Origin of the sequence: Rossellomorea sp. DA94, from assembly GCF_029834455.1 — a bacterium.
Taxonomy (GTDB): domain Bacteria; phylum Bacillota; class Bacilli; order Bacillales; family Bacillaceae_B; genus Rossellomorea; species Rossellomorea vietnamensis.
Window position 1 is genome coordinate 4,025,222 of record NZ_CP122397.1, and the last position, 24,468, is coordinate 4,049,689.

The following is a 24,468-nucleotide window of genomic DNA, read 5'->3' on the forward strand; positions in this document are numbered from 1 at the left end:
GGGATCCCCTTTCGTCAGGCTTCGTTACATTAACCGTTTTTGACTTTTTCTTTCAGCTCTTCGATATAGTGCTGAGCCGTTTGTGCGGCGATGCTGCCGTCACCTGTTGCTGTTACGATTTGGCGAAGTTGTTTTTCACGGACATCGCCGGCTGCAAAGATACCAGGTACCTTTGTTTCCATTTGTTCGTTTGTTTCGATGTATCCTTCAGAGTTGATGATCCCGAGGTTCGCGAATGGCTTCGTCAATGGAAGCATTCCGATATAGATGAAGACACCATCCGCCTGGAAGTCTGTTTCTTCTCCATTTTCAGTGGACACAAGGGTCACGCTTCCAACTTTACCGTCTTTGTCGTTGATTTCTTTCACGGTGTGATTCCAGATGAAATCCACTTTCTCGTTATCAAATGCACGCTGTTGCAGGATCTTTTGAGCACGAAGCTCGTCACGGCGATGAACGATCGTCACTTTATTAGCAAATCTTGTCAGGTAAACCCCTTCTTCAACGGCAGAGTCTCCTCCACCAACCACTACAAGGTCTTTTCCTTTAAAGAAAGCTCCGTCACACACAGCACAGTAAGATACTCCGCGTCCGCCAAGCTCTTTTTCACCTGGGACACCGATTTTCTTATATTCAGCACCCGTTGTAATAATGACGGCGCGGGCTTTGAATTCTTTGGAACCGGTTTTGACGATTTTGAAATCCTCGCCTTCCACGATTTCCTTGATGTCTCCGTATGCGTATTCCGCACCGAATTTTTTTGCATGGTCGAACATTTTATTTGAAAGATCAGGTCCAAGAATATGGTCGAAGCCAGGGTAGTTTTCCACTTCTTCCGTATTCGCCATTTGTCCGCCCGGCACTCCTCTTTCAAGCATAAGCGTTGAAAGGCTTGCACGTGACGTATAAACAGCTGCAGTCATTCCTGCAGGGCCTGCACCTACAATGATTACATCATATATTTTTTCTTCAGACATAATGACATTCTCCTTCCGAAACAGTCGTAAGCGCATTCTTTATTCAATACTATGGCCAAAGGTTGGAATGGCGTCCAGAAGCCTTCAACCTATAGTATTTACTTCCTACACCTATCCTATAAAAAATAGGTTCATATCGTCCAAAAATATGCTCAGGGCAGGTAACTTTCCACGACCGCAATATATTTTGTCAGGGTGCTTGTGGATAAGTCAAACCGGTCGCAAAGCTGCTTCTTCGTCACCTTTTCATTCCTGAGACGATTCCAGACGAATTCCGTTGCCGCTGCAAATGCTTTGGCATTCTTGAAGGTTTCACGTTCTTTGATGCCCCGGTAGGCAATCGTGAACCACGTAAGGAATAAGCCGGATTCCACGCTCGTAATCGGGTGATGATCGCCATATAGATGAAGGGCGACCTGATGCATATTCTGGATTTCCTGATTCACTTTGATGGAGCTGTTGCCGTTACTATTCAGTACCTGCGCCAAATACACCTTTTCGACGATCGATAGATCCTCTACATCACAAAAATCTGCATGCGTGAGGATGGCCCTCTGATTATCTGAGATGGATGTCAGGAATAGGCCGAATAATTTCTCTTCCGTATACTCACTTTGAAGTTTTTTCAAGATGGATGTGACGTGATTTTCAAAACCTTCTGCCTGTTTTTGGTCGTTCCACGGCTCGAGCCCTTCTTTTTCCGGGTTGACCTCCAATACTTTCTTCCACGCATTGCGGGCCGTATCATCATGACCCGTTTCATAAGCGGAATAGGACAACCAGTAATAGAAGCTCGCGTCGCCTTCGAAGCCGATCTTCTGAAGGGACTTCAACCAATCATACGCACGCTTTGAATGCCCCACAAGGGCAAACGTCGCTCCAAGCTTGTAACGGTGTTCATGGAGCAGGGGACGGACCTTCTCGAGACCTTGGATCAATTCCTCCAGCTCGTCATGGCGCTTTTGATAGAAATAAAAGACTGCCGTATTGCACAGTGCATGAAGATTACCAGGATTCTTCTCGAGCACCTCTTCCAGGGTGGCGGACGCTTTTTCCACTTCCCCCAGATAGAAATAGGCAAGGGCAAGATTATTATAAGCGGACCAGAATTCCGGATAATCACGGATGACTCCCTGTAAAGTATCCACGGCTTTCTGGAAGTGACCGGATTCGAGGAGTTCCCTTGCTTTTTCCTGCTGGACGATGAGCTCATCATGCTCATATAGATCATCCACGATCAAGTCGGAATCCAGTTCCAAAAGCTCCAGCAGGTCTTCGGCATCCTCGACGAATTCACCGTATTCTTCTTTATCCAGGTAAGTGGAGACCTGTTCGTACGCCTCTTTAAATAACCCCAGGTGGGCGTAATTATTGGCTAAGAAATAATGGCATTCCGTCATATGGGGATCCAGATCCTCTAGTATATTATGCAATAAATCATTGGAACGCTTGTAATCACCAAGTTCTGTATACACAATCGATAATTGACAGGCAATCATCGGTTCAATCGGTTCTAATTGAAATGCTCTATTTAAATATTTTAACGATTTCTTAAGTTCACGACGTTGATAAGCTTTCATCCCTTTGTTGTAGTAATACTCACCAGTCGGGACAAAAGACAACACTTTCGCTTCTTGACTACTTAATTTTGACCCTTTTCTCATCAAAGTCCTCCGAAACGTTCATAGTATAACTACAGTAGTATATCATACAATACACCCGTACTAAACTACCATATTTTGAGGGACGGACCTTCGCGCCAGGCGCGAAGGTCCGTCCCTCAAGGGTGTTATTTATTATGACGTTCCACGAGGACATCCAAGACCGTTTCGAGTGGAAGTTTTTGTTCCCTTAGTAAGACAAGGACGTGGTAGAAGAGGTCGGCGACTTCCCATTTGAGCTCTTCACTGTCCCTGTTTTTCGCGGCAATGATCACTTCTGAAGCTTCTTCCCCTACTTTTTTCAGGATTTTGTCCACACCTTCTTCAAAAAGATAGGTTGTGTACGCTCCTTCCGGACGCTCGATTTCACGATTTCCGATCAGTTTTTCAAGGGTGAGAAGGATATTTTCTTTTGATGATTTCTCCTCACCAAAGACTTTTTCATGGAAACAGCTGTCCTCACCCTTATGGCAGGCAGGACCTTCCTTCGAGACGAGGACCAGAAGGGCATCCCGGTCGCAATCCCACGTGATATTCTCGACCGTTTGTGTATTCCCGCTCGTTTCACCCTTATGCCAAAGTTCTTGGCGTGACCGGGAATAGAACCATGTTTCCCCGGTCTCAACGGTTTTTTTCAGTGATGTTTCATTCATATAGGCTAATGTGAGTACATCCTTCGTTGCAGCATCCTGTACGATGGCGGGCACAAGGCCTTTGTCGTCATACTTCACGGATGTAATCCAATCAGTGTTTGTCATCGTACGTGCACCTCTTCTTTCCGTAAGTAGCTTTTTACTTCTTCTACACTCGTTTCTTTATAATGAAAAATGGAAGCTGCCAAGGCCGCATCGGCTTTCCCTTCTGTGAACACGTCTTTAAAGTGGGCGGCATTCCCGGCACCGCCGGAAGCAATCACGGGAATCGATACCGCTTCGCTGACTGCCTTCGTAAGAGCCAGGTTAAACCCTTTCTTCTCCCCATCGCTGTCCATGCTCGTCAGTAGGATTTCCCCCGCTCCGAGGGCTTCTACTTCCTTCGCCCATTCAACGGCATCAAGGTCTTTCAGCTTCCTGCCTCCGTGGGTGTAAACCTTCCACCCGTTGGTTCCTTCGTCATATTTGGCATCAATCGCCACTACGATACATTGGGAGCCGAAGTAATCGGACCCTTCCCGGACCAGCTCAGGCCTAAGCACAGCTGCCGTGTTCAGGGAGACCTTGTCCGCCCCTGCCCGGAGGATCGCTTTCATATCTTCCACCGAATTGATCCCTCCACCCACTGTGAAAGGAATCGCCAATTCCGCTGCCACATGTTGAACGACCTCGACCATGGTTTTCCGTCCTTCGTGTGATGCGGATATATCCAGGAACACCAGTTCATCCGCACCTTGCTCATCGTATACCTTGGCAAGTTCAACGGGGTCCCCTGCATCCCGCAGTTCCACGAACTGGATGCCTTTTACCACCCGGCCGTCCTTTACGTCTAGGCATGGGACGATACGTTTCGTTAACATGACCTCACCTCGTTTACAGCCTCACTGACAGTGAATTTCCCTGTGTAAAGGGATTTCCCGCAAATGGCACCTGATACTCCCCGGGATTCATATTCCTTTAACGTCTTTAGATCTTCCAGTGAGCTAATGCCTCCAGACGCAATCACTGATTTCCCCGTTTGTTGGGCAAGATCCACAACTGCTTCAACATTGGGACCAGATAGCATTCCGTCTGTGGCAATATCGGTGAAAATGAATGTTTCCGCACCGGCATCAGCAAGTTCCTTACCAAGATCGACGGCTTTAAGAGCAGAGGTTTCCAACCAGCCATGGGTCGCCACATAGCCATCCTTCGCGTCAAGCCCGATGGCGATTTTATCACCATACTCCCGTAGCCATTCTTTCACTAATTTCGTGTTGGATACAGCAACGCTTCCAATGATGACCCGATCGACACCCCTGCTTAAATAGTGTTCGATATCCTCTTTGGATCGGATGCCTCCCCCGATTTGAACCTTGGCATCGAGTTTTTCTGCAACGGCAATCACAAATTCATCATTGATCCGGGAGCCTTCCTTTGCCCCGTCAAGGTCCACCATATGGATCCACTCTGCGCCTTCATCGGCGAATTTCTTGGCCATATCGAACGGGGAGTCTCCGTAAACCGTTTCCTGATTATAATCCCCTTGCACCAATCGTACGCATTTCCCGCCCCGCATATCGATGGCTGGATAAATCGTAAAACTCATGAGACCCTCTCCTTTACTCGCTTTGTAAAGTTTTCTAACAACTGCATGCCAAGCCCGCCGCTTTTTTCAGGGTGGAACTGCATGCCGTATATATTGGCACGGCTCACGACGGCAGGGATTTCCACTCCTGCATACTCAGCGCTTGCCGCAATCACGTCTTCTGATCCTTCATGCACATAATAAGAATGCACAAAGTATACATAGCCTTCCGTTAATCCTTCTAAAAGGGTGGAGTTTTTCTGGAAACGGAGAAGATTCCAGCCCATGTGAGGCACTTTATAGGCATTCCCTTCCCTATCCTCTTTCGGGATGCGAAGCACTTCCCCGGGCAGCAGAGCCAATCCCTTCGTCGTTCCATTTTCCTTGCTTTCCTCAAATAGGAGCTGCATGCCCAGACAAATGCCAAGGAGCGGCTTGCCGCTTTCTGCAAACGTCAGGATGGTTCCTTTCAGATGGGTGGTTTCAAGAAGACTCATGGCATCCTTAAATGCCCCGACCCCGGGCAGTATCAACCCATCGGCACTCAATAGCTCTTCTTGTACATCACTTATAAAGTAAGGGACGTTCAATCGTTCCAGTGCTTTACTGACACTGAACAGATTTCCCATTCCATAATCCACAATTCCGATCATGAATCATAACATTCCTTTCGTTGATGGTACCCCTTTTACCCGGGGATCAATCGTGGTTGCTTCATCCAGGGCGCGTCCCAGTGCTTTGAAGATCGCTTCGATGATATGGTGGGTATTATGACCGTAATGCACGATGACATGAAGGTTCATCCTTGCTTCAAGGGCCAGCTTCCAAAGGAATTCATGAACTAGCTCAGTATCGAATGTCCCCACTTTCTGACTCGGAAGTTCTGCACGGAATTCAAGGTGAGGGCGATTACTCAGGTCCACCACGACCTGGGCCAGGGCTTCATCCATCGGGACCATGGCCGATCCATAACGCTTGATGCCTTTCTTGTCTCCGAGTGATTCAAGCAATGCCTGTCCGAGGCAGATGCCGATATCCTCTGTCGTGTGGTGATCGTCGACCTCCGTGTCCCCGTTTGCCTCAATCGTACAATCGAATTGTCCATGCTTCGTGAACAGATCCATCATATGACTCATGAACGGGACCCCTGTCTCGATCCTCGAATTCCCTTCCCCATCGATGCCAAAACTCAACCGGATATCTGTCTCATTCGTCTTACGCACAATCTCTGCACTTCTCACCATGATGTCCTCCTTTTTTGGAGGGACGGACCTCCCACGGGAAGGTCCGTCCCTCTTCCCTATTTTTCTTTATCGAATCGAATCTCCACTGCCCTCGCGTGGGCTTCTAGGCCCTCTAACCGGGCAAGTTTCGCGATTTTTTCGTAGTTTTTCTTCAGTGCCGTTTCACTATAGGAGATGACACTGGTCTTCTTCATAAATTCATCCACATTCAACGGACTTGAGAAACGGGCTGTCCCGTTCGTCGGAAGAACATGATTCGGTCCTGCAAAATAATCCCCGACTGGTTCTGAGCTGTATCGTCCGAGGAAGATCGCTCCGGCGTGGCGGATTTTCGCCATCGTTTCAAAGGGCTTATCCGTCAAGATTTCCAGGTGCTCGGCGGCGAGCTCATTGACGAGCTCAATTCCTTCCTCTAAATCTCTCGTCACATAAATGGCACCATGGTCGAGGATGGATTGACGGGCAATCTCCTCACGAGGAAGAGTAGCCAATTGACGCTCAACCTCTGCGGATACCTCTTCCGCAAGAACTGATGAATTGGTCACGAGGACGGCTGAAGCAAGGGCATCATGCTCTACCTGAGAAAGAAGGTCTGCCGCGATTTCATGGGCCCGCTGATTTCCGTCGGCCAGGATCACGATTTCACTCGGTCCTGCGATCATATCGATATCCACATCACCGAACACTTCCCGTTTCGCCAGGGCAACGTATATGTTCCCCGGTCCCGTGATTTTATCCACAGGCGAGATGGATTCCGTCCCGTATGCAAGTGCGGCAACGGCTTGAGCACCACCGACCTTAAAGATTTCCTCCACTCCTGCTACCTTCGCGGCCACGAGAACCCCCGGAGATAATGTCCCATCCTTGCCTGGGGGTGAAACCATTGTAATTCTTTTTACTCCGGCCACTTTTGCCGGCAGTACATTCATCAAGACCGATGATGGATAGGCTGCAGTTCCACCGGGAACGTACACACCAACTGAGTCAAGGGGTGTGAGCTTTTGACCTAACATCGTTCCATCTTCATCCGTTGTGAACCACGATGACCTCTTTTGCTGTTCATGGAAGGCACGGATATTATCCGCCGCTTCTTCAATGATGGAGACCATTTCCGGATCGAGAGCGGAGAAAGCTTCCTCTATCTCACGCTCAGATACCTTATAGTTATCCAAATGGACTCTATCGAATCTCTCTGTATACTCACGTACGGCATTGTCTAAATCCTGCTTCACAGAAGCAATGATCCCCTGGACCGCCCTGCGCTGCTCCTCCGTACCACTATCCACAGAGCGCTTAATCGACGCCCTGCTAATATCCCTAATAATCTTCACAGAATTCACCAACCTTCAAGAGGGACGGACCTGTCATCAGGACCAGCTTCCCTATGTAATCTCTATTTAGAGGGACGGACCTCGTTTTCCACCGATATTCCGTCCCAAAAGCTTCTTAATTGCTGCCAACACTACATTCCGGACTCGAACAAATGAGGTCCGTCCCTCGTCACCCGATGATGCGTGTCAGCCGGGTGACGAGGTCTTCGATTTTTTCGTCTTTCATCCGGTAGCTGACGGGGTTGACGATGAGGCGTGAGGTGATGCCGACGATGGTTTCGTATTCGACCAGACCGTTTTCTTTCAGCGTCCGCCCCGTGGATACGATATCGACGATGCGGTCGGCCAGCCCAATCAATGGGGCGAGTTCGATGGAACCGTTCAATTTAATGATTTCCACCTGCTCCCCCTGCTCCCGGAAATAGGATGAAGCGACATTCGGATATTTTGTCGCGATCTTCGGCGCTACATCACTCATCTTCGTGTTCGGCAGTCCCGCTACCGCCAGATAGCATCCGCTGATTCGCAAATCGAGGAGCTCGTATACGTCCCTTTCTTCTTCAAGCATGACGTCCTTCCCCGCAATTCCCAGATCAGCGACTCCATGTTCCACATAGGTCGGGACATCCATCGGTTTCGCTAGGATGAAACGCAGATCCTCTTCGGGCACTTCGATGATAAGCTTTCGTGAATCATCGAATTCAGGTGGAAGGTTGTAATCGGCCTTCCTTAATAGTTCCACTGCTTCTTCAAATATCCTGCCTTTAGGCATGGCAATGGTTAATGAACTCATGATGTCTCACCGCCTTTCCGATCCTGTCCCACGACGAAGTGGACGTTGCTGAACCCCTTCGTGAACTCGTCCACATCACCTACACCCTTCCAGTTCTGCAGTACAACCTCTACCCCTTCATTCCTCAAGTCACGCGCCAGGCCGATGGCTTCCTTCCTGCGCTCATCACTGAACAGTACACACTGCTGAAGGGTGGAAGATAATTCAACCTGCATGGCTTCCAGTACGTAGTCAAGGCGTAACCCGAAGCCTGTCGCCCCGGAGTTCTTACCGAACTTTTCAAGCAGCTTATTGTATCTACCGCCATTTCCGATGGCAAACCCGACATTCTCCCCGTACACTTCAAATAAAATGCCGGAATAATAGCTCATATGGCTGACAAGGCTCAAGTCGAATTTCACATATTTCTCCACTTCATAATCTTTTAAAATACTCCACAGATCTTTCAGCTGTTCAAGTGCTCCGAGTCCCTTTCCTCCTTCGAGGAGGCTATGTGCTTCACCTAGCACGTCTTCAGATCCCCGTAACTGCAGGAACCTGAACAGCCGCTCCTTATCGATGGATGACAGGGCCAGTTCGTTCACATGCTGACGATAGCCGACATAATTTTTTTCATATAAATATCGTCTTAATGTGTCTGCCCGTTCTTCGGTTCCGACGATTTGAGTGAACAGTTCCTGTACGAACCCGATATGCCCGATGGAAATCTTGAAATGCTCCAAGCCTGCTTCCTTGAGGACCGACACCATAAGGGCAATCACTTCGGCATCGGCACTGACGGAATCATCCCCGATGCATTCGATCCCCACCTGTTCAAATTCTGCCGGCCGTCCGCCTTCCCGCTGCTGGGCCCTGAAGACTGAATTCGAATAGGCAAGTCTGAGAGGAGCTTCTTCTTTTAATAGCTTTGACGCTGCAACCCGCGCGATCGGGGCTGTCATATCCGGCCTGAGCACCAGTGTATGCCCCTGTTGATCCAATAGCTTGAATAATTGTTGATCGAGGATGGCCGATGCTTCCCCGACGGTTTCATAATACTCCAGGCTCGGGGTTTCGATGAACCGGTACCCCCACAGCTTCATGGCCTGTTCCATTTTCTTCTTCGCCTGATCTTTGATCTCATATAAATCAGGAAATGTATCTCTCATTCCCAATGGCTTCTCGAACATAAATAACTTAGTCATAAGAACCACCTTTGGCGTATTAATTCATCTATTTTTCCCTTAGTGAGGGATTGTTACTACTTCTCGATTATTCAGAAATCCTTTAGTTCGCTAATGTGCTAATAAAATAAAGTTATTTGTAGTGTAGCGTTTCTTTTTTTATTCGTCAACCGTTTTTGAGGGGTGAATTGGTTGCTGGTTTATCTGCCATTTTCATAATAAAAAAAAAGGCAAAGACAGAATCCACTCTATCTTTGCCTTTTCCCTTATTCTTCTTTATTCAACCCATAGATGGCATCTTCCCGCCATCGGTCGGCCAGCTCGTCTTTCGTGTAGATGACTTTCATCGGGTTCCCACCGACGAAGGCCCCTGCCGGCACGTCTTTATGTACGAGGGTTCCTGCTGACACGATGGCACCATCGCCGATCTTCACTCCCGGTAAAACCGTCGTGTTGGCACCGATCATCACTTCCGATCCGATCTCCACCTCACCCAGTCGGTACTCTTTAATCAAATACTCATGGGCAAGGATCGTCGTATTATAACCGATCACCGTATTCCGCCCAACGGAAATCTTCTCCGGAAACATCACATCCAGCATCACCATCAGGGCGAATGACGTGTGTTCTCCGATCTTCATCCGGAGAAACGTTTTATACAGCCAATTCTTCATCCCCAGAAACGGGGTGTAACGGGCGAGTTGGATGACGATGAAATTTTTGACGACCTTCCCGAATGGTACGGTTTTGTAGACGTGCCAGAGGGAATTTGCTCCTTCAACAGGATAGCGGGTCGTCCGTCTCATGCAGTCGGGGCTCCCACAATCGCTAATAAATCCCTCATGTTTTCAAGCATGAAGTCAGGTTCATAATGGGCCAGATGTTCTCTTCCCTTGGCACTCCAGGCAACGCCTGCCGACAGGACGCCTGCATTTTTTCCGGCTAAAATGTCGTGGTGGTTGTCTCCGATCATGATGGCTTCACCAGGGGAAGATCCCAATGCCACCAATGCTTTTTCGATCGGTTCCGGATGGGGCTTCGCGTTCTCCACTTCATCCAGGGTGATGATGACCTCAAAGAACGGATGAAGATTCATCAGATCCAATCCCTTCAATACCACATCACGGACCTTCGTCGACACGATCGCTAATTTGTATCCATTGTCGTAAAGGGTCTTCACGGTTTCATAGACTCCCTCAAACTCTGTCACGAGGGAATCATGATGCTCGTGATTGTAGGCGCGGTAGTGAGCGCACATTTCTTCCATCTTATCGGGATCCAACCCTCCGAAGGACTCTTCAAGAGGCGGCCCCATAAATGGGTGAACGTCTTCTTCCCCGTATTGCCCGGGATAATAATGATTTAATGTATGCATAAAGGATGAAATGATCAGATCATTCGTATTGATCAATGTCCCATCTAAGTCAAATAGAATTGTTGTAATCCTGCTCATAATGCAGCTCCTTTTCTTTCTTGGCATCAACTTTATTCCAGATATAAGCGACCAGCATGGTTAACAGGATCGCGGTCACCAGCCTGATCAAAAGAAGTGGCAGTACAGGTATGCCAAGGGGGATGAAGATCACTGTATCCTCCACCACTGCGTGACATGCCACTAAAAAGAGGAAAGCGATGGTGACATCTTTCTTACTGACCCCGTCTTCCTTGACCGCCTGGATCATGACACCCGCCCCGTAGGCGAGACCTATGACGAGACCAGCCACCATCGTCGTCGACGTATTCTCATTCATCCCGAGGGCCCGTGTAGCTGGGGACATCCAGCGGGAAAATGCGTCCATCCATTTCAAGTCTTTCATCACCTGGATGATGATCATCAGAGGAATGACGATAAGGGCCAATTGCAGGACACCGAATCCTGCTTTTTCAAGGCCAAGCAAGACGATTTCTCCCCATCCATCGGGCTCCGCCTGCTGAGGGGGCATCATCCCGTACTTAGCAATATCAGATCCCCCGCTCCATACGAGGTTGATGATGATGGCAGACAGGAGAGCAAGTCCGATCCTTACCGTAACAATTAGCCAGATCTTCACGCCCACTTTTGACGCCACCGTCGATTCAATGAACAGATTATGCGAGAAAGACAGCATCACCGCAATGATGAAGACTTCCTTCACCGTTAAATCAAGGGACAAAATCCCACCGATCCCTGCATATAGGTTAAGGAAATTCCCCAGGACCAGTGGAATCGCAGCATCACCCGAAAGGCCGAGAAGCTTCATGAATGGCGAAATCTTCTCCATGATCCACGGCAGGACCGGTGTGTATTGCAGCAAAAAGACGATCAGCGTGATAGGAAAAATGACTTTCCCCAGGGACCACGTTGTTTTCAATCCCGTAAGTCCGCCATTTTTCAAAGATGACATCCACATAGTTCCCTCTCCCTTTTTGTTATGCGTTCACTGTATCTGTCTTTTCATCGTATGCCTTTTGGGCAAGACCCGCTTTTCTTCTGTAAAAGAACACAGCAATCGCAGCAATGATCAGGACGATGGAAATCACTTGAGCGAACCGTAAAGATCCGAGCATCAGGCTATCAGTCCTCAGCCCCTCTACATAGAATCGCCCGATTGAATACCAGATCACATAGACGAGGAACAATTCTCCCCGACGCAGCCAGTCTGCTTTTCTTCTCAGGACAAGTAGCAGGATCAACCCTGCGAAACTCCAAAGAGATTCATATAAGAAGGTAGGCTGGTAATACGCCCCGTCGATGTACATTTGATTGATGATAAATTCAGGAAGCTTCAAACTTTCAAGGAATGAGCGTGACACTTCACCACCATGGGCCTCCTGGTTCACAAAGTTCCCCCAGCGTCCGATCGCTTGACCGAGGATGATGCTTGGTGCCGCGATATCCGTCAGCTTCCAGAAAGACAAACCTTTGATTTTCGCAAAAACAAGAGTCGTAATGACCGATCCGATCAACGCACCATGGATGGCAATCCCGCCATTCCATACTTTGATGATATCCCCCGGATGGTCGGCATAATAATTGTCCCATTCAAAAGCCACATAATAAATCCTGGCACAGATAATGGCGATGGGAATCGCCCAGACGAGCAAATCGATGAAGGTATCGGGATGAAGACCTAATCGCTTGCTTTCACGAATGACTAAATATAGACCCAGTGCAATTCCAAGTCCGATGATGACTCCATACCAGTGTACCTGGATCGGACCGAGGGAAATGGCAATGGGATCGATTGGCGTAATATTCTCGTTCATTGTGTCTCTCCTTTTTTATTATATGTAAAGCTTAGATATCTTCATTCTCACCGTCTTCAATCACATCAGCCAGACGGTTGGTAAATTGTTCGGCTGCATTGACGCCCATTCGTTTCAGGCGGAAGTTCATGGCAGCCACCTCGATGATGACGGCAAGATTTCGTCCCGGACGGACCGGCACGGTATATTTCGTAATATCCGTATCGATGATTCTCATTTTCTCTTCTTCCAGTCCTAGACGGTCGTACTGTTTCGTTTTATCCCACAGTTCAAGATTGATGCACAGGGTGATCCGTTTGTAGCTTCGCACTGCTCCGGCACCGAACAACGTCATCACATTGATGATGCCGAGTCCACGGATCTCAAGGAGGTGTTCAATTAACTCAGGAGAGCTGCCGATCAGCGTATCCATGTCTTCCTGTCTGATTTCCACACAATCATCGGCCACAAGGCGGTGCCCTCTTTTCACAAGTTCTAAGGCGGTCTCACTTTTCCCGACGCCGCTTTTACCCGTGATCAATACACCGACCCCATAGATGTCGACCAATACACCGTGAATGGCCGTTGTAGGAGCAAGCTTACTTTCCAGGTAATTCGTCAGTCTTGAAGAAAAACGTGTCGTTTTCATCGATGAACGCATGACAGGCACATCATAACGATTCGCCGCTTCCACCAGCTCATCCGGAATCTCCAGATCTCTCGAAATAATGATACCCGGGGTGATGTCTGTACAAAGCGCTTCCATCCTGCGCTTGCGTTCTGCTTCATCCAACAATTCCAGGAAGGATAATTCGGTCTTTCCCAGTAATTGAATGCGTTCAGCGGGATAGTAGTTGAAATATCCGGCCATTTCAAGTCCAGGACGGGAAATATCACTCGTCGTAATCGGTCTATGTAAACCCTCTTCTCCGCCGACAAGGTCCAATTTAAACTTCTCGACGATATCTTTTGTGCGAACTTTAGCCACAAGCAGCTCCTCCTTCACATTACACTCGCTTCATATTTATAAGCGTACTCTAACCTATTTTAGCAATAATGGAGAAAAGCGCAAGGAGGCTTGCTTAGTCAAACGAATGAAGAAAAGCGCAGCCCCGGCTACGCTTCTGAAAATACTTTGATGATGGACATGATCTCTTTATGTGTGGAGATCGAATCGAGGACATTGAAGTCATGCTCAAGGCTGTGATTGACCCCTTTGATCAGATGTATCTCCAGGCGGGGATTCGCTTTGAGTTCTTTGAATCGCCCCTCATCATAATGACGATCCCCATCCCCGATGATACAAAGTCCCTCCTGCTTACTATCCAACATGGCCTGAAAGATTTCATCCTCTTTCAGTAAGGGGGTCAACCAGATGAACTTGGCCTCCTGCAGGGACTCCCTCGCTGATTCAGCCCCTAAAGCCAATGTCCCGAACGACTTGGCCACTATGTGAATATGTGGATAAGTATGATCCTGCAACACTTCATCGATGACCTTATTCACATCGTGCTTTAAGGCATCGTCCACCTCTTCCACAGAAAATCTTTCGTAGTCCGCACCAGTATATTGATAGTTAACATGCAGCACGTCAAATCCCTTTTCCAGATATATGCCTGTTGAATAATGAAGCAAAGGTGCCTGCACGGTATAACCGAGTCCCGGCAAGAGGATGGCGATCCCTTCAGCGTTTTCTCCCTGGGATAATCGTGTGTACGGTACATCGATTTCCCCATATCCCTTGATTACACCAGTTGTCTTTTTCATAAGAACCTCACTCCCTTTCCAAGTATTTCTATTTTAAAATAAGAAACCCTTTTTTGAACATAAAAAAACCCCGGCTAGAGAAAACCGGAGTCCTTTTGTATTCATTTTTCCTTCATCGGGTCGAGCACCGCTTTCTGGATGACCAGATTGGCAAGTGACAAAATGATCGATGCCAGGAAGGCCATGCCAAAACCTGATAGTTCAAAACTGCTTCCCATCAGTCCATCCGTCAGTAATAACGTGATGGCGTTGATGACAAATAAAAACAGTCCCAATGATAAAATCGTGACCGGCAATGTCAGGATGATTAAAATCGGTTTCACGAGCACATTCAGAATCGACAGGATAAAGCTCGCTCCAATCGCCGCTCCGATCCCGGACACTTCAAAACCGTCAAAAAAGCCGGCTAATGCAATAAAGATCACTGCATTGATTAAAATTCCAATAATCCATCTCATTATCTGATGGCTTCCTCCTCATGTGGCAGCACGAAGGCCAATAAACCATATACGACAGCCAGTGGGAAAAACCCCGTTGGAATGAGCAGGATGATGAAGATCACCCTAAGGATCGTTGAATCAATCCCTACATAACGGGACAATCCACCAATCACCCCGGCAAGCTTACGGTCAGACCTTGATCGTGCTAATCGTTTTTTCATCGTTATTCCTTCTTTCTCATCTTATGCGTTGTCCTTATTAACATTCTTCTGTTCATGTTTTTTTATGAGGACAGATCCCGCTTTTGTTTCCGCAAAAAGATGAAGCTTATCCGCTGAATCAGTCTTACGGCTGAAACGGATCGACTTTTGCACCACTTCATTTTTTTCCTCTAATACATCAATACCCTGCAGTTCGACCTTGAAACTACCGAAATTCGATTTAGCTTCTCCGGAAATGTTGATGTTTTCAGGAACATACAAATCGATATTCCCCGTCACTGTTTTTGCATGTACCGTATCGGATTTCTCTCCGGTCAGGGCACATACGATATTTCCATTCAGGGATTGAACGTCTGAGTAAGAGATATCCCCTTCAACATGCACCTTGCCGTTAATGGATTCCGCCTCCACGTGATCCGCTTTCGCGTTCAAAATGGAAATTGCACCGTTGGATGTTTCGACTTCCGCTTTCTTCGCAGTCAGACGATCGATCTGGATCTTCCCATTGGCTGCCTTGGCACGGAGGTCCTGAACCTCTAATTCCCCCGCTTTTAACCCACCATTGAATAAACGGACAGAAATCCTTTTATACTGGTGTTTCGGGATATATAGCTTGGAGTCCACCTTCATCCACTTTAATTGCGTCGAGTAATAAAGCGTATCCCCGTCGATGACAAAGGACGTATTCTCCATGAACTGCTTTCTCGCTTCTTCATGGTCTTCCGTGCGATACACCTTGGCTTCACATTCCACCCGGACTTCCTCACCATCCCAAGGAATCAATTCCACCTTCCCATTGGCCACATCGATATCGATTTTTTCAAACTCCGTATTCGGCTGCTGATAGACATGGGACAATTCCACCGACTGATTCCATTGAAAGTCGAAGTCGAAATTCTTGATCTTAGAGAGGGCCGAATTCATGAAATCAAGGAGCTTATCTTTCGGATTTCCTGAATGGGATGAGTGCTCTTTTTCATCTTTTTTTTCATCTTGAAAAATTGATACAAACTCATCAAGGAAATCCTTCTCTTTTTTCGGTTTCGATGTATGCGGCTTTTCTTCAAGTGCTTCCAATAATGCCACTGCTTCCTGTGCCGATATCGTTCCATTTTCCAACATATCCAAAATGCGTTTGCGTTCTTCATTCATACTCTTTCATCCCCTTTATTGATTATAAAAGTACTTTGATGCCCTTATACACATTCCAAATGACCACGACAACACTAAGTAATATGGCTAAACCGATCATGATGACGGTAAAGACAGGCAATCCTGCCCCACTTGCGAAAACCCCCATATCCATAACCAACCCTGCGAACACAAGGGGAACCGCTATGACCGGTAACAAATGAGATAAAAACGCTGATTTGGCGTCCTTTTTCACGTGTGGATTGTCTGATACAAAATAGACGATCAGGGGGAAAAGGAAGCCGGCAAAAAATATACTAAAATAGCATAGAGCGGACAGTACCTTATTGGTCTCCATCTTCATCATCTCCTCTACTATTATTTACGATACGCTGGGCAAAAAGTTTCAATGCATTTGTTATAATCTTATTTTCTCATATGGGAAGTGTGCCTAGACTCCATCTGGAGGCTGAGTTTGGGTAGGTATGGAGAGGTGTTTTGTTTATTTTAGATGATACAATCTCAGACACTCTTAATGAAGTGAGTGGTAGTTGATTTCCGCTGCAGGTGCTCGCTTTCCGTGGGGCGTGAGTTGAGCCTCCTCGGGCTTCGCCCTGCGGGGTCTCAACTTTCCCGCTTTTCCCACAGGAGTCGAGCACCTTCCGCTTCAATCAATTTTCCAAGCTTGTTTTTCTAACCTAAACTCAGCCATGAACCATCATGTAACAAGACCCCTCCCCTTCCCTACTAAAATAAAGATGAAATGAAAACTCACTTCCTTATTCATTCTTAGAAAAAAGAGAGATGCTCGATGCATCTCTCTTTTTGAATTAATTTGTGACTTCTTCTTTTTCGCGGATTTTCTTTTTCATCCGTTCCCGATCGCGTTCGAGGACGGGTTTCAGGTATTTACCTGTGTAGGAGCCTTGTACTTCGGCCACTTTTTCAGGGGTGCCTGTTGCGACGATTTTGCCGCCTTTGTCCCCGCCTTCCGGGCCAAGGTCGACAAGGTAGTCGGCTGCCTTGATGACATCGAGATTGTGTTCGATGACAAGGACCGTGTCCCCATTTTCAACTAGTCGTTGAAGGACGACAAGGAGACGGGCGATGTCATCGACATGAAGTCCAGTCGTCGGCTCATCAAGGATGTAGAGAGACCGCCCTGTCGAACGGCGATGCAATTCAGACGCCAGTTTCACACGCTGGGCTTCCCCACCCGATAACGTGGTGGCCGGCTGCCCCAATGTGATGTAGCCTAGACCCACATCAAAGATGGTCTGCAGCTTACGCTTGATCTTAGGGATATTTTCAAAGAATTTCACTGCATCTTCGACGGTCATTTCAAGGACATCGGAGATATTTTTATCTTTGTATTTCACTTCAAGGGTTTCGCGGTTATATCGTTTTCCGTGGCAAACTTCACACGGTACGTAAACATCCGGCAGGAAGTGCATTTCAATCTTGATGATCCCGTCTCCGCGACATGCTTCACAGCGGCCACCCTTGACGTTAAAGCTGAAGCGGCCTTTTTTATAACCACGGACCTTTGCTTCATTTGTAGTGGCAAATACATCGCGGATATCGTCGAACACACCTGTGTACGTAGCCGGGTTGGACCTCGGCGTACGGCCGATCGGTGATTGATCGATATCAATGACTTTATCCAGATGCTCTATGCCCTTCACTTCTTTATGCTCACCAGGCTTTGATTTCGCATTATGAAGCTTTTGAGCCAGTGACTTGTGGAGGATTTCATTGATCAGTGTACTCTTCCCTGATCCTGATACCCCGGTCACAGCTGAGAAGATCCCTAAAGGAAGCTTGACTTTGACGTTGTTCAGATTATTTTCCTTCGCACCCACAATTTCCAGGTAACGGCCGTCGGGCTTGCGTCTTTCCTGAGGAAGGGGGATGAATTTCTTCCCTGATAAATACTGACCGGTCAAAGAGTTCGAATCATCCATCACTTCCTGTGGCGTTCCGGCTGAAACGACTTCCCCACCATGAACCCCGGCTCCAGGACCAATATCAATCAGATAATCTGCCGCCATCATCGTATCTTCATCATGCTCTACAACGATCAACGTATTACCGATTTCACGCATATTCTTTAATGTATCAATCAGTCTATCATTATCCCGCTGATGCAATCCGATGGACGGTTCATCCAGGATATAAAGAACCCCTGTCAGACGGGAACCGATCTGAGTAGCCAGGCGAATCCGCTGTGCCTCCCCGCCAGAAAGCGTCCCTGCCGCGCGGCTGAGTGTCAGGTATTCAAGACCTACATTTACAAGGAAACCAAGTCGTTCACGGATTTCCCTGAGTATCAGGTTGGCAATCTTCATATCTTTTTCGGAGAGTTGGAGTTTTTGGAAGAACTGCTCTGCTTCTTCAATCGAAAAAGCCGTCACTTCGCCGATATGAAGGGAATCCACCTTCACGGCGAGGCTCTCTTCTTTCAAACGATGGCCGTTGCAGGCAGGACAATCCTGTTGCGCCATGTACTTTTCCATCTGCTCCCTGATATAATCCGAGCTCGTTTCACGGTAGCGTCTTTCCACATTCGGAATGACCCCTTCGAAACGAAGATAGTTCTCCCGGACCTGGCCGAAATCGTTCTCGTAACGGAAATAGATTTCATCCTTACCGGATCCATAAAGGATCTTATCCATCTGATGTTTCGGGATATCCTTTACGGGGATGTCCATGGGAATCTCATAATGATCACAGACCGCTTTCAGCAGGGATGGATAATATTGAGAACTTGTCGGTTCCCACGGGGCAATCGCATGCTCATCAAGGGTACGGTCCCAATTGGGGATGACGAGTTCTTTATCCACCTCAAGCTTGGTCCCCAGTCCGTCACAGCTTGGACAAGCCCCGAATGGACTATTGAACGAGAACATCCTTGGTTCAAGTTCCGTGATGGAAAATCCACAGTATGGACAGGCATGATGTTCACTGAATAGAAGCTCATCTTCCCCGATGACATCGATGATCACCTGACCATCTGCCAGTCTCAGTGCCGTTTCAAGGGAGTCTGAGAGGCGTGCTGCCACTCCTTCCTTCACAACGATCCGATCGATGATCACTTCGATGGAGTGCTTTTTATTTTTCTCCAAAGAGATTTCTTCACCAAGGTCCTGTACCTCACCATTGATGCGAACACGTACGAACCCCTGCTTCTTGATGTCTTCCAATGTCTTTACGTGGGTGCCTTTCCTGCCCGAAACAACGGGTGCAAGTACTTGCAGCTTCGTTCTTTCAGGATACTCAAGGACCCTGTCCACCATCTGTTCGATCGTCTGGGAGGTGATTTCGATCCCGTGATTCGGACAGATCGGTTTTCCGACCCTCGCAAACAGCAGACGAAGATAATCATAAATCTCCGTTACGGTCCCAACTGTTGAACGGGGATTGCGGCTCGTCGTTTTTTGATCGATGGAAATCGCTGGTGATAACCCTTCGATGGCATCGACATCGGGCTTATCCATCTGACCGAGGAATTGACGGGCATAAGCAGAAAGGGATTCGACATATCGTCTCTGTCCCTCTGCATAAATGGTATCAAAGGCAAGGGAGGATTTACCCGAACCAGATAGTCCGGTCAATACCACCAGTTGATCCCTTGGGATGTTGATATCTATATTTTTTAAATTATGAGCCCTTGCTCCTTGTACGATTATTTGATCCTGCGCCATAATTCGTTCATCCTTCCGCCTTGAGCTCAAGAATGGTATCACGAAGCTGTGCTGCACGTTCGAAGTCCAGTGCCTTGGCTGCTTCCTTCATTTCCACTTCCAGGCTAGCAATAAGTTTTTGTCGCTCCGGTTTAGACATTTTCGAAACTTTTGTCTGTTCTCCTTCATAAACCCCTGCTTCTTCAGCGGCATGAGTCGCCCTGATGACATCCCTGATTTCTTTTTGTATCGTCGTCGGGGTCACGCCGTGCTTTTCATTGTACTCCTGCTGTATCGTCCGGCGACGCTCGGTTTCATCGAGTGCCTTTTGCATCGAATCGGTGATTTTATCTGCGTACATGATGACTCTTCCGTTACTGTTACGGGCTGCACGGCCGATTGTCTGGATCAGGGAACGTTCCGAACGCAGGAAGCCTTCCTTGTCAGCATCCAATATGGTAACAAGCGATACTTCAGGTATATCCAGACCTTCTCGGAGTAAGTTGATCCCGACTAAAACATCGTATTTCCCTAAACGAAGATCCCGGATGATTTCAATACGCTCCAACGTCTTGATTTCAGAATGGAGGTATTGGACTTTGATCCCGATTTCCTTCAGATAGGCAGAGAGATCCTCTGACATTTTCTTCGTTAAAGTCGTCACGAGGACACGTTCGTTTTTCTCGATCCGTTCATTGATCTCACCCAAAAGATCGTCTATTTGGCCTTCGATCGGACGTACCTCGATGACGGGGTCAAGAAGTCCCGTCGGCCGGATGATCTGTTCGACCATTTCAGGACTATGCTCCAACTCGTATGGTCCAGGAGTTGCTGAAACATAGAGGAGCTGCTGGGTTTTCTTCTCGAACTCTTCAAAGCGAAGGGGACGATTGTCCATTGCTGAAGGCAGACGGAATCCATGGTCCACGAGCACTTTTTTACGGGCCTGGTCCCCATTGAACATCCCCCGGATCTGAGGAAGCGTCACATGGGACTCATCCACCACGATCAGGAAGTCATCCGGGAAATAGTCCAGAAGCGTATAGGGTGTCGATCCTGCCGGTCGCAATGTCAGATGGCGGGAATAGTTCTCGATCCCAGAACAGAACCCCATTTCCCTCATCATTTCCAGGTCATACCGGGTTCGCTGTTCCAGCCGCTGAGCTTCCAGTAGCTTGTTCTCTTCCTTCATGATCGCCAGCTGTTCTTCCAGCTCTTTTTCAATATTCTTGATGGCAACCTGTAATTTCTCTTCACGGGTTACGAAGTGGGAAGCCGGGAAAATCGCGATATGATCACGGTCACCCATGATTTCGCCGGTGAGGGCATCCACTTCACGGATCCTGTCGATTTCATCCCCGAAAAATTCCACACGCATACAGTGTTCATCACGGGAAGCCGGGAATATTTCAACCACGTCTCCGCGAACACGGAAAGTCCCACGCTGAAAATCGATGTCATTTCGTTCATATTGGATATCCACAAGCTTGCGAAGCAATTGGTTCCGTTCAATTTCCATCCCGGTCCTGAGGGATAGGACGAGCTCACGATACTCTTCCGGATTACCTAAACCGTAAATGCAGGACACGCTGGCAATGATGATGACATCTTTCCGTTCAAACAGGGAAGATGTGGCAGAGTGTCTCAATTTATCGATTTCATCATTGATGCTGGCATCCTTTTCAATGAAGGTATCCGTTTGCGGAACATATGCTTCCGGCTGATAATAATCATAGTAACTCACAAAATATTCAACGGCATTATCAGGGAAAAACTCTTTGAACTCACTGTAGAGCTGTCCCGCCAATGTTTTATTATGGGCGATGATGAGGGTCGGCTTTTCAACCTGCTTGATCACATTGGAGACGGTGAAGGTCTTCCCTGTCCCTGTCGCCCCAAGTAACGTTTGATGCCGTTTCCCTTCATTGATTCCCTGTACCAGCTTCTCTATGGCAAGGGGCTGGTCCCCCTCTGGTTTATATTTGGATTTGAGCTCGAATTGATCTTTCACCGTGAAACCTCCTATAATAAAGGACTGCTACCTTGTATTTACCTACTTATACCCATCTTAAACACTGCACATTCATTTATACACATTCTACCACATTTCCTCCCTTATTAACCAACAATAAGCGAACAAAAGTTCGTTTTCCTTATTTGAGGGACGGACCTCCAAATCTATCAACATTGTGGATAACTTTCAATTTCGAGCAAGGAACAGCTAAAGATTTTGCATTCGACAAAGCCAAGAAGTTTGACCGTCTTTTTTCGACATTATTCGAACATTTCTATGCACAACCTGTGCATAACTATGTGCATAAGTCAGCATCACTTGTGGAAAATACGTAAACTTATACACATTTCGTCAAATTTCTTGTGAACAAATCCCGTGTATTCGATTTCAAACTGTGAATAACCATTGGAGATGCTATTTTATTCACATAATTCACCCTTTATCCACAATTCAATCATTTCTCCCCTCATTTCCACTTTCATGAATTATTCATCTAGGCATATATCCAATAATTGATTGACTATTCAGTCTATTATTCTATAAGCTTTTTAATAGATTCAGCTAAACTACATAAGCACAGGAGGAATGTATGAAAAAATCAAAATGGTTGAAAGTTGCAGGCAGTCTCAGTTTAACGGGGTTCTTACTAGGTTCCGCCATGACACCATTGTCCCCATCCCTTTCTTCTCAAGGAATTGCACGTGCGGCCACAGTGGATTCATCCGAATTACAGAAGGCATTCCGACAAGCCGCTCAAGAATTTGACGTACCCGTTGAAATACTCCTTGCAGTGGGGTATAACATGTCGTTATGGGAGCATCACGGCGGTAAGCCAAGCGCTTCCGGCGGCTACGGGTTGATGCATCTGACGGATGTCAATGTGGACAACTTGGAAGGTCCTGACACATCGGACAATCCGCTTCATATGTTTCTATCAGGAAAAGAAGACGCTCCCATGCAGGGTGTTGTGCCAACTGGGAAGCAAGCAGATATTTCTCTTTCAGATCCTTCCCTTCACACATTAACCGCAGCGGCGGACCTGCTCTCCCTCCCATCCGAGGATCTAAAAAAAGATCAAAAACAAAACATCCGCGGAGCTGCGGCCTTACTTGCAAAGTATGCGGATCAGACGGTCGGTAAAAAGCCGAATGGCCTTGACGATTGGTACGGGGCCGTTGCGAAATACAGTGGTTCTTCCGACGAGGCGGGAGCAAGGGATTTTGCCGATCGAGTGTATGAAACGATCAACAATGGAGCGAAGAAACAGACAGAAGATGGCTCTTCCATCCATCTCGCTCCAAAACAGATCACTCCCGATAAAGAAACCATCAATCCATTACACTTAAAATCAGACGGCGAAGAAAACAAGGCCGATTGTCCGAAAGACCTTGCCTGCCATTTCGTCCCGGCAGCTTACAAGAAAATCAATCATGACGGAACATTCTATGAGTGGTCTTACGGCAACTACGACAAAGCCAACCGTCCACATGATAACCAGGAGATCAAGTACATCGTCCTCCACGATACGGAAATCAGCTATGATCTAACCAAAACCGTGTTTCAGCGGGAAACGACCCAGGCTTCCGCCCACTATGTGATCCGCTCTTCAGATGGCGATATCACTCAAATGATTGATAATAAAGATGTAGCATGGCATGCGGGCAACTGGTATTTCAATTCGAAGAGTATCGGGATCGAACATGAAGGAATCGCCATTGAAGGGGCAGACTGGTACAACGAGCAGCTGTATCATGCCTCCGCACGTTTAGTAAAGCATCTGGCCAGGGAGTACAATATCCCGTTGGACCGAGATCATATCATCGCCCATGATGAAGTGCCGGGTACATCCGCAGCCAGACAGTCCACCATGCACTGGGATCCGGGCCCATTCTGGGATTGGGCACATTATATGAAGATTTTGGGGGCACCCCTTGAGTCGGGGAAGAAGCAAAAAGATGTAGTCCAGATCAATCCAAATTTCAAGAAGAACATGCCGGATCTGCAGACACCGACCGGTGAACCCGTTCCAAAGCAACCGGCAAACTTCGTCTACCTTTATAGTGCACCAAGCTTTGATGCTCCTCTTATCAAAGACGCGGCACTGCCAAATGCCCATCCTTTAGATGCGTCGAATTGGGGAAATAAAGCAGTGACAGGTCAAACGTTCTATAAAATAGAAGACCAAGGGGACTGGACAGCAATCTGGTATGGAGCCCAAAAAGCGTGGTTCTACAATCCAAAAGGAAAAAACACGACAAAAGGTTCAGGGATCGTCATTACCCCGAAAGAAGGGAAAACGGAAATCCCTGTTTACGGATTGGCTTATCCCGAAGCAGAAGCCTTTCCTGACGGCATTCCGGTTAGAGGGATGGATGTACTTCAATATACACTCACCCCGGGACAGAAGTATGTCGCCACCGAGAGAGTGAAAGGAAGCTACTATAGCGCACCGGTTTATACGTACAATCCGGATACGACCCATAAGATTGTTTGGGGAGATGACGAATTTTATCTGATTCACCTGAATCACCGTCTTGCCTTTGTAAGAGCTGAAGATGTGGATGTTGTGGATGATTCAAACCATAACCGATAAAAAAA

Annotated in this window: 23 protein-coding genes; 1 reads left to right on the forward strand and 22 read right to left on the reverse strand. The window is 47.5% G+C overall.

Features of this window, described 5'->3' with window-relative positions:
• Positions 1-29: 29 nt before the first annotated feature.
• The 22 genes from trxB to uvrB all read right to left on the reverse strand — a co-directional run bounded on the left by trxB (position 30) and on the right by uvrB (position 21,867).
• Positions 30-977, reverse strand: coding sequence for a thioredoxin-disulfide reductase (trxB, locus tag P8596_RS20930; RefSeq protein WP_279724937.1), 948 nt, complete (start codon positions 975-977; stop codon positions 30-32).
• 152 nt (positions 978-1,129) lie between these two features.
• Positions 1,130-2,641: a tetratricopeptide repeat protein gene (locus tag P8596_RS20935; protein WP_279724938.1), complete on the reverse strand. Its 1,512-nt coding sequence runs from the start codon at positions 2,639-2,641 to the stop codon at positions 1,130-1,132.
• Between the two features lie 125 nt (positions 2,642-2,766).
• Complete coding sequence (hisIE, locus tag P8596_RS20940; protein ID WP_254652343.1) at positions 2,767-3,396, reverse strand: bifunctional phosphoribosyl-AMP cyclohydrolase/phosphoribosyl-ATP diphosphatase HisIE; 630 nt, start codon at positions 3,394-3,396, stop codon at positions 2,767-2,769.
• Complete coding sequence (hisF, locus tag P8596_RS20945; protein WP_279724939.1) at positions 3,393-4,151, reverse strand: imidazole glycerol phosphate synthase subunit HisF; 759 nt, start codon at positions 4,149-4,151, stop codon at positions 3,393-3,395. Before hisF ends, hisIE begins: the two co-directional genes overlap by 4 nt.
• Positions 4,145-4,879: a 1-(5-phosphoribosyl)-5-[(5-phosphoribosylamino)methylideneamino]imidazole-4-carboxamide isomerase gene (gene hisA / locus P8596_RS20950; protein ID WP_279724940.1), complete on the reverse strand. Its 735-nt coding sequence runs from the start codon at positions 4,877-4,879 to the stop codon at positions 4,145-4,147. The genes hisF and hisA overlap by 7 nt, the downstream gene beginning before the upstream one ends.
• A complete protein-coding gene (gene hisH, locus P8596_RS20955) occupies positions 4,876-5,511 on the reverse strand; it encodes an imidazole glycerol phosphate synthase subunit HisH (RefSeq protein ID WP_279724941.1) in 636 nt (211 codons plus the stop codon). Before hisH ends, hisA begins: the two co-directional genes overlap by 4 nt.
• Positions 5,512-5,514: 3 nt before the next feature.
• On the reverse strand, positions 5,515-6,099 hold the full coding sequence (gene hisB / locus P8596_RS20960) for an imidazoleglycerol-phosphate dehydratase HisB (RefSeq protein ID WP_197035372.1): 585 nt from the start codon (positions 6,097-6,099) through the stop codon (positions 5,515-5,517).
• A gap of 59 nt (positions 6,100-6,158) precedes the next feature.
• The gene (hisD, locus tag P8596_RS20965; protein ID WP_279724943.1) at positions 6,159-7,433 is read right to left on the reverse strand and encodes a histidinol dehydrogenase; all 1,275 of its coding nucleotides are present in this window, start codon (positions 7,431-7,433) and stop codon (positions 6,159-6,161) included.
• A gap of 169 nt (positions 7,434-7,602) precedes the next feature.
• Entirely contained in the window at positions 7,603-8,226 is a 624-nt protein-coding gene (gene hisG, locus P8596_RS20970; protein WP_034764282.1) for an ATP phosphoribosyltransferase, read from the reverse strand.
• Entirely contained in the window at positions 8,223-9,410 is a 1,188-nt protein-coding gene (locus tag P8596_RS20975) for an ATP phosphoribosyltransferase regulatory subunit (RefSeq protein ID WP_279724945.1), read from the reverse strand. Before P8596_RS20975 ends, hisG begins: the two co-directional genes overlap by 4 nt.
• Positions 9,411-9,655: 245 nt before the next feature.
• Entirely contained in the window at positions 9,656-10,195 is a 540-nt protein-coding gene (locus P8596_RS20980; protein WP_279724946.1) for an acyltransferase, read from the reverse strand.
• Positions 10,192-10,842 carry a pyrophosphatase PpaX gene (gene ppaX, locus P8596_RS20985; RefSeq protein ID WP_279724947.1) on the reverse strand — a complete coding sequence of 217 codons (651 nt, stop codon included), beginning with the start codon at positions 10,840-10,842 and terminating at the stop codon, positions 10,192-10,194. The genes P8596_RS20980 and ppaX overlap by 4 nt, the downstream gene beginning before the upstream one ends.
• Positions 10,814-11,779, reverse strand: coding sequence for a nucleoside recognition domain-containing protein (locus P8596_RS20990; RefSeq protein WP_279724948.1), 966 nt, complete (start codon positions 11,777-11,779; stop codon positions 10,814-10,816). Before P8596_RS20990 ends, ppaX begins: the two co-directional genes overlap by 29 nt.
• A 19-nt stretch (positions 11,780-11,798) precedes the next feature.
• Complete coding sequence (gene lgt / locus P8596_RS20995) at positions 11,799-12,635, reverse strand: prolipoprotein diacylglyceryl transferase (RefSeq protein ID WP_224521930.1); 837 nt, start codon at positions 12,633-12,635, stop codon at positions 11,799-11,801.
• A 31-nt stretch (positions 12,636-12,666) separates the two neighbouring features.
• Positions 12,667-13,602: an HPr(Ser) kinase/phosphatase gene (hprK, locus tag P8596_RS21000; RefSeq protein ID WP_079532270.1), complete on the reverse strand. Its 936-nt coding sequence runs from the start codon at positions 13,600-13,602 to the stop codon at positions 12,667-12,669.
• Positions 13,603-13,730: 128 nt separating this feature from the next.
• Positions 13,731-14,381 (reverse strand): alpha/beta hydrolase, encoded by a 651-nt coding sequence (locus tag P8596_RS21005; protein ID WP_279724951.1) that lies wholly within the window; start codon positions 14,379-14,381, stop codon positions 13,731-13,733.
• A gap of 101 nt (positions 14,382-14,482) precedes the next feature.
• A complete protein-coding gene (locus tag P8596_RS21010; protein ID WP_034764302.1) occupies positions 14,483-14,839 on the reverse strand; it encodes a phage holin family protein in 357 nt (118 codons plus the stop codon).
• A complete protein-coding gene (locus P8596_RS21015) occupies positions 14,839-15,042 on the reverse strand; it encodes a PspC domain-containing protein (protein ID WP_061810172.1) in 204 nt (67 codons plus the stop codon). Before P8596_RS21015 ends, P8596_RS21010 begins: the two co-directional genes overlap by 1 nt.
• A 21-nt stretch (positions 15,043-15,063) precedes the next feature.
• Positions 15,064-16,194 (reverse strand): DUF4097 family beta strand repeat-containing protein, encoded by a 1,131-nt coding sequence (locus tag P8596_RS21020; protein ID WP_279724953.1) that lies wholly within the window; start codon positions 16,192-16,194, stop codon positions 15,064-15,066.
• A gap of 22 nt (positions 16,195-16,216) precedes the next feature.
• Positions 16,217-16,531: a magnetosome magnetite crystal formation protein family gene (locus P8596_RS21025; RefSeq protein WP_034764310.1), complete on the reverse strand. Its 315-nt coding sequence runs from the start codon at positions 16,529-16,531 to the stop codon at positions 16,217-16,219.
• A 472-nt stretch (positions 16,532-17,003) separates the two neighbouring features.
• Positions 17,004-19,877, reverse strand: coding sequence for an excinuclease ABC subunit UvrA (uvrA, locus tag P8596_RS21030; protein WP_061810169.1), 2,874 nt, complete (start codon positions 19,875-19,877; stop codon positions 17,004-17,006).
• A 7-nt stretch (positions 19,878-19,884) separates the two neighbouring features.
• Positions 19,885-21,867: an excinuclease ABC subunit UvrB gene (gene uvrB / locus P8596_RS21035; protein ID WP_224521925.1), complete on the reverse strand. Its 1,983-nt coding sequence runs from the start codon at positions 21,865-21,867 to the stop codon at positions 19,885-19,887.
• 592 nt (positions 21,868-22,459) lie between these two features.
• Between uvrB and P8596_RS21040 the strand changes: the two genes are divergently transcribed.
• Complete coding sequence (locus P8596_RS21040; RefSeq protein ID WP_279724955.1) at positions 22,460-24,463, forward strand: N-acetylmuramoyl-L-alanine amidase; 2,004 nt, start codon at positions 22,460-22,462, stop codon at positions 24,461-24,463.
• Positions 24,464-24,468: the final 5 nt, after the last annotated feature.

Excerpts from the sequence above, each read along its gene's own strand:
- P8596_RS20975 (WP_279724945.1), bottom strand. The coding sequence starts at position 9,410 with ATGACTAAGTTATTTATGTTCGAGAAGCCATTGGGAATGAGAGATACA.
- P8596_RS21015 (WP_061810172.1), bottom strand. The coding sequence starts at position 15,042 with ATGAAAAAACGATTAGCACGATCAAGGTCTGACCGTAAGCTTGCCGGG.
- P8596_RS20990 (WP_279724948.1), bottom strand. The coding sequence starts at position 11,779 with ATGTGGATGTCATCTTTGAAAAATGGCGGACTTACGGGATTGAAAACA.
- P8596_RS21010 (WP_034764302.1), bottom strand. The coding sequence starts at position 14,839 with ATGAGATGGATTATTGGAATTTTAATCAATGCAGTGATCTTTATTGCA.
- hisF (WP_279724939.1), bottom strand. The coding sequence starts at position 4,151 with ATGTTAACGAAACGTATCGTCCCATGCCTAGACGTAAAGGACGGCCGG.
- P8596_RS21005 (WP_279724951.1), bottom strand. The coding sequence starts at position 14,381 with ATGAAAAAGACAACTGGTGTAATCAAGGGATATGGGGAAATCGATGTA.
- P8596_RS20980 (WP_279724946.1), bottom strand. The coding sequence starts at position 10,195 with ATGAGACGGACGACCCGCTATCCTGTTGAAGGAGCAAATTCCCTCTGG.
- hisA (WP_279724940.1), bottom strand. The coding sequence starts at position 4,879 with ATGAGTTTTACGATTTATCCAGCCATCGATATGCGGGGCGGGAAATGC.
- ppaX (WP_279724947.1), bottom strand. The coding sequence starts at position 10,842 with ATGAGCAGGATTACAACAATTCTATTTGACTTAGATGGGACATTGATC.
- lgt (WP_224521930.1), bottom strand. The coding sequence starts at position 12,635 with ATGAACGAGAATATTACGCCAATCGATCCCATTGCCATTTCCCTCGGT.
- P8596_RS21040 (WP_279724955.1), top strand. The coding sequence starts at position 22,460 with ATGAAAAAATCAAAATGGTTGAAAGTTGCAGGCAGTCTCAGTTTAACG.
- P8596_RS20935 (WP_279724938.1), bottom strand. The coding sequence starts at position 2,641 with ATGAGAAAAGGGTCAAAATTAAGTAGTCAAGAAGCGAAAGTGTTGTCT.
- trxB (WP_279724937.1), bottom strand. The coding sequence starts at position 977 with ATGTCTGAAGAAAAAATATATGATGTAATCATTGTAGGTGCAGGCCCT.
- hisG (WP_034764282.1), bottom strand. The coding sequence starts at position 8,226 with ATGAGTTCATTAACCATTGCCATGCCTAAAGGCAGGATATTTGAAGAA.
- uvrA (WP_061810169.1), bottom strand. The coding sequence starts at position 19,877 with ATGGCGCAGGATCAAATAATCGTACAAGGAGCAAGGGCTCATAATTTA.
- P8596_RS21025 (WP_034764310.1), bottom strand. The coding sequence starts at position 16,531 with ATGGAGACCAATAAGGTACTGTCCGCTCTATGCTATTTTAGTATATTT.
- P8596_RS21020 (WP_279724953.1), bottom strand. The coding sequence starts at position 16,194 with ATGAATGAAGAACGCAAACGCATTTTGGATATGTTGGAAAATGGAACG.
- hisIE (WP_254652343.1), bottom strand. The coding sequence starts at position 3,396 with ATGACAAACACTGATTGGATTACATCCGTGAAGTATGACGACAAAGGC.
- hisH (WP_279724941.1), bottom strand. The coding sequence starts at position 5,511 with ATGATCGGAATTGTGGATTATGGAATGGGAAATCTGTTCAGTGTCAGT.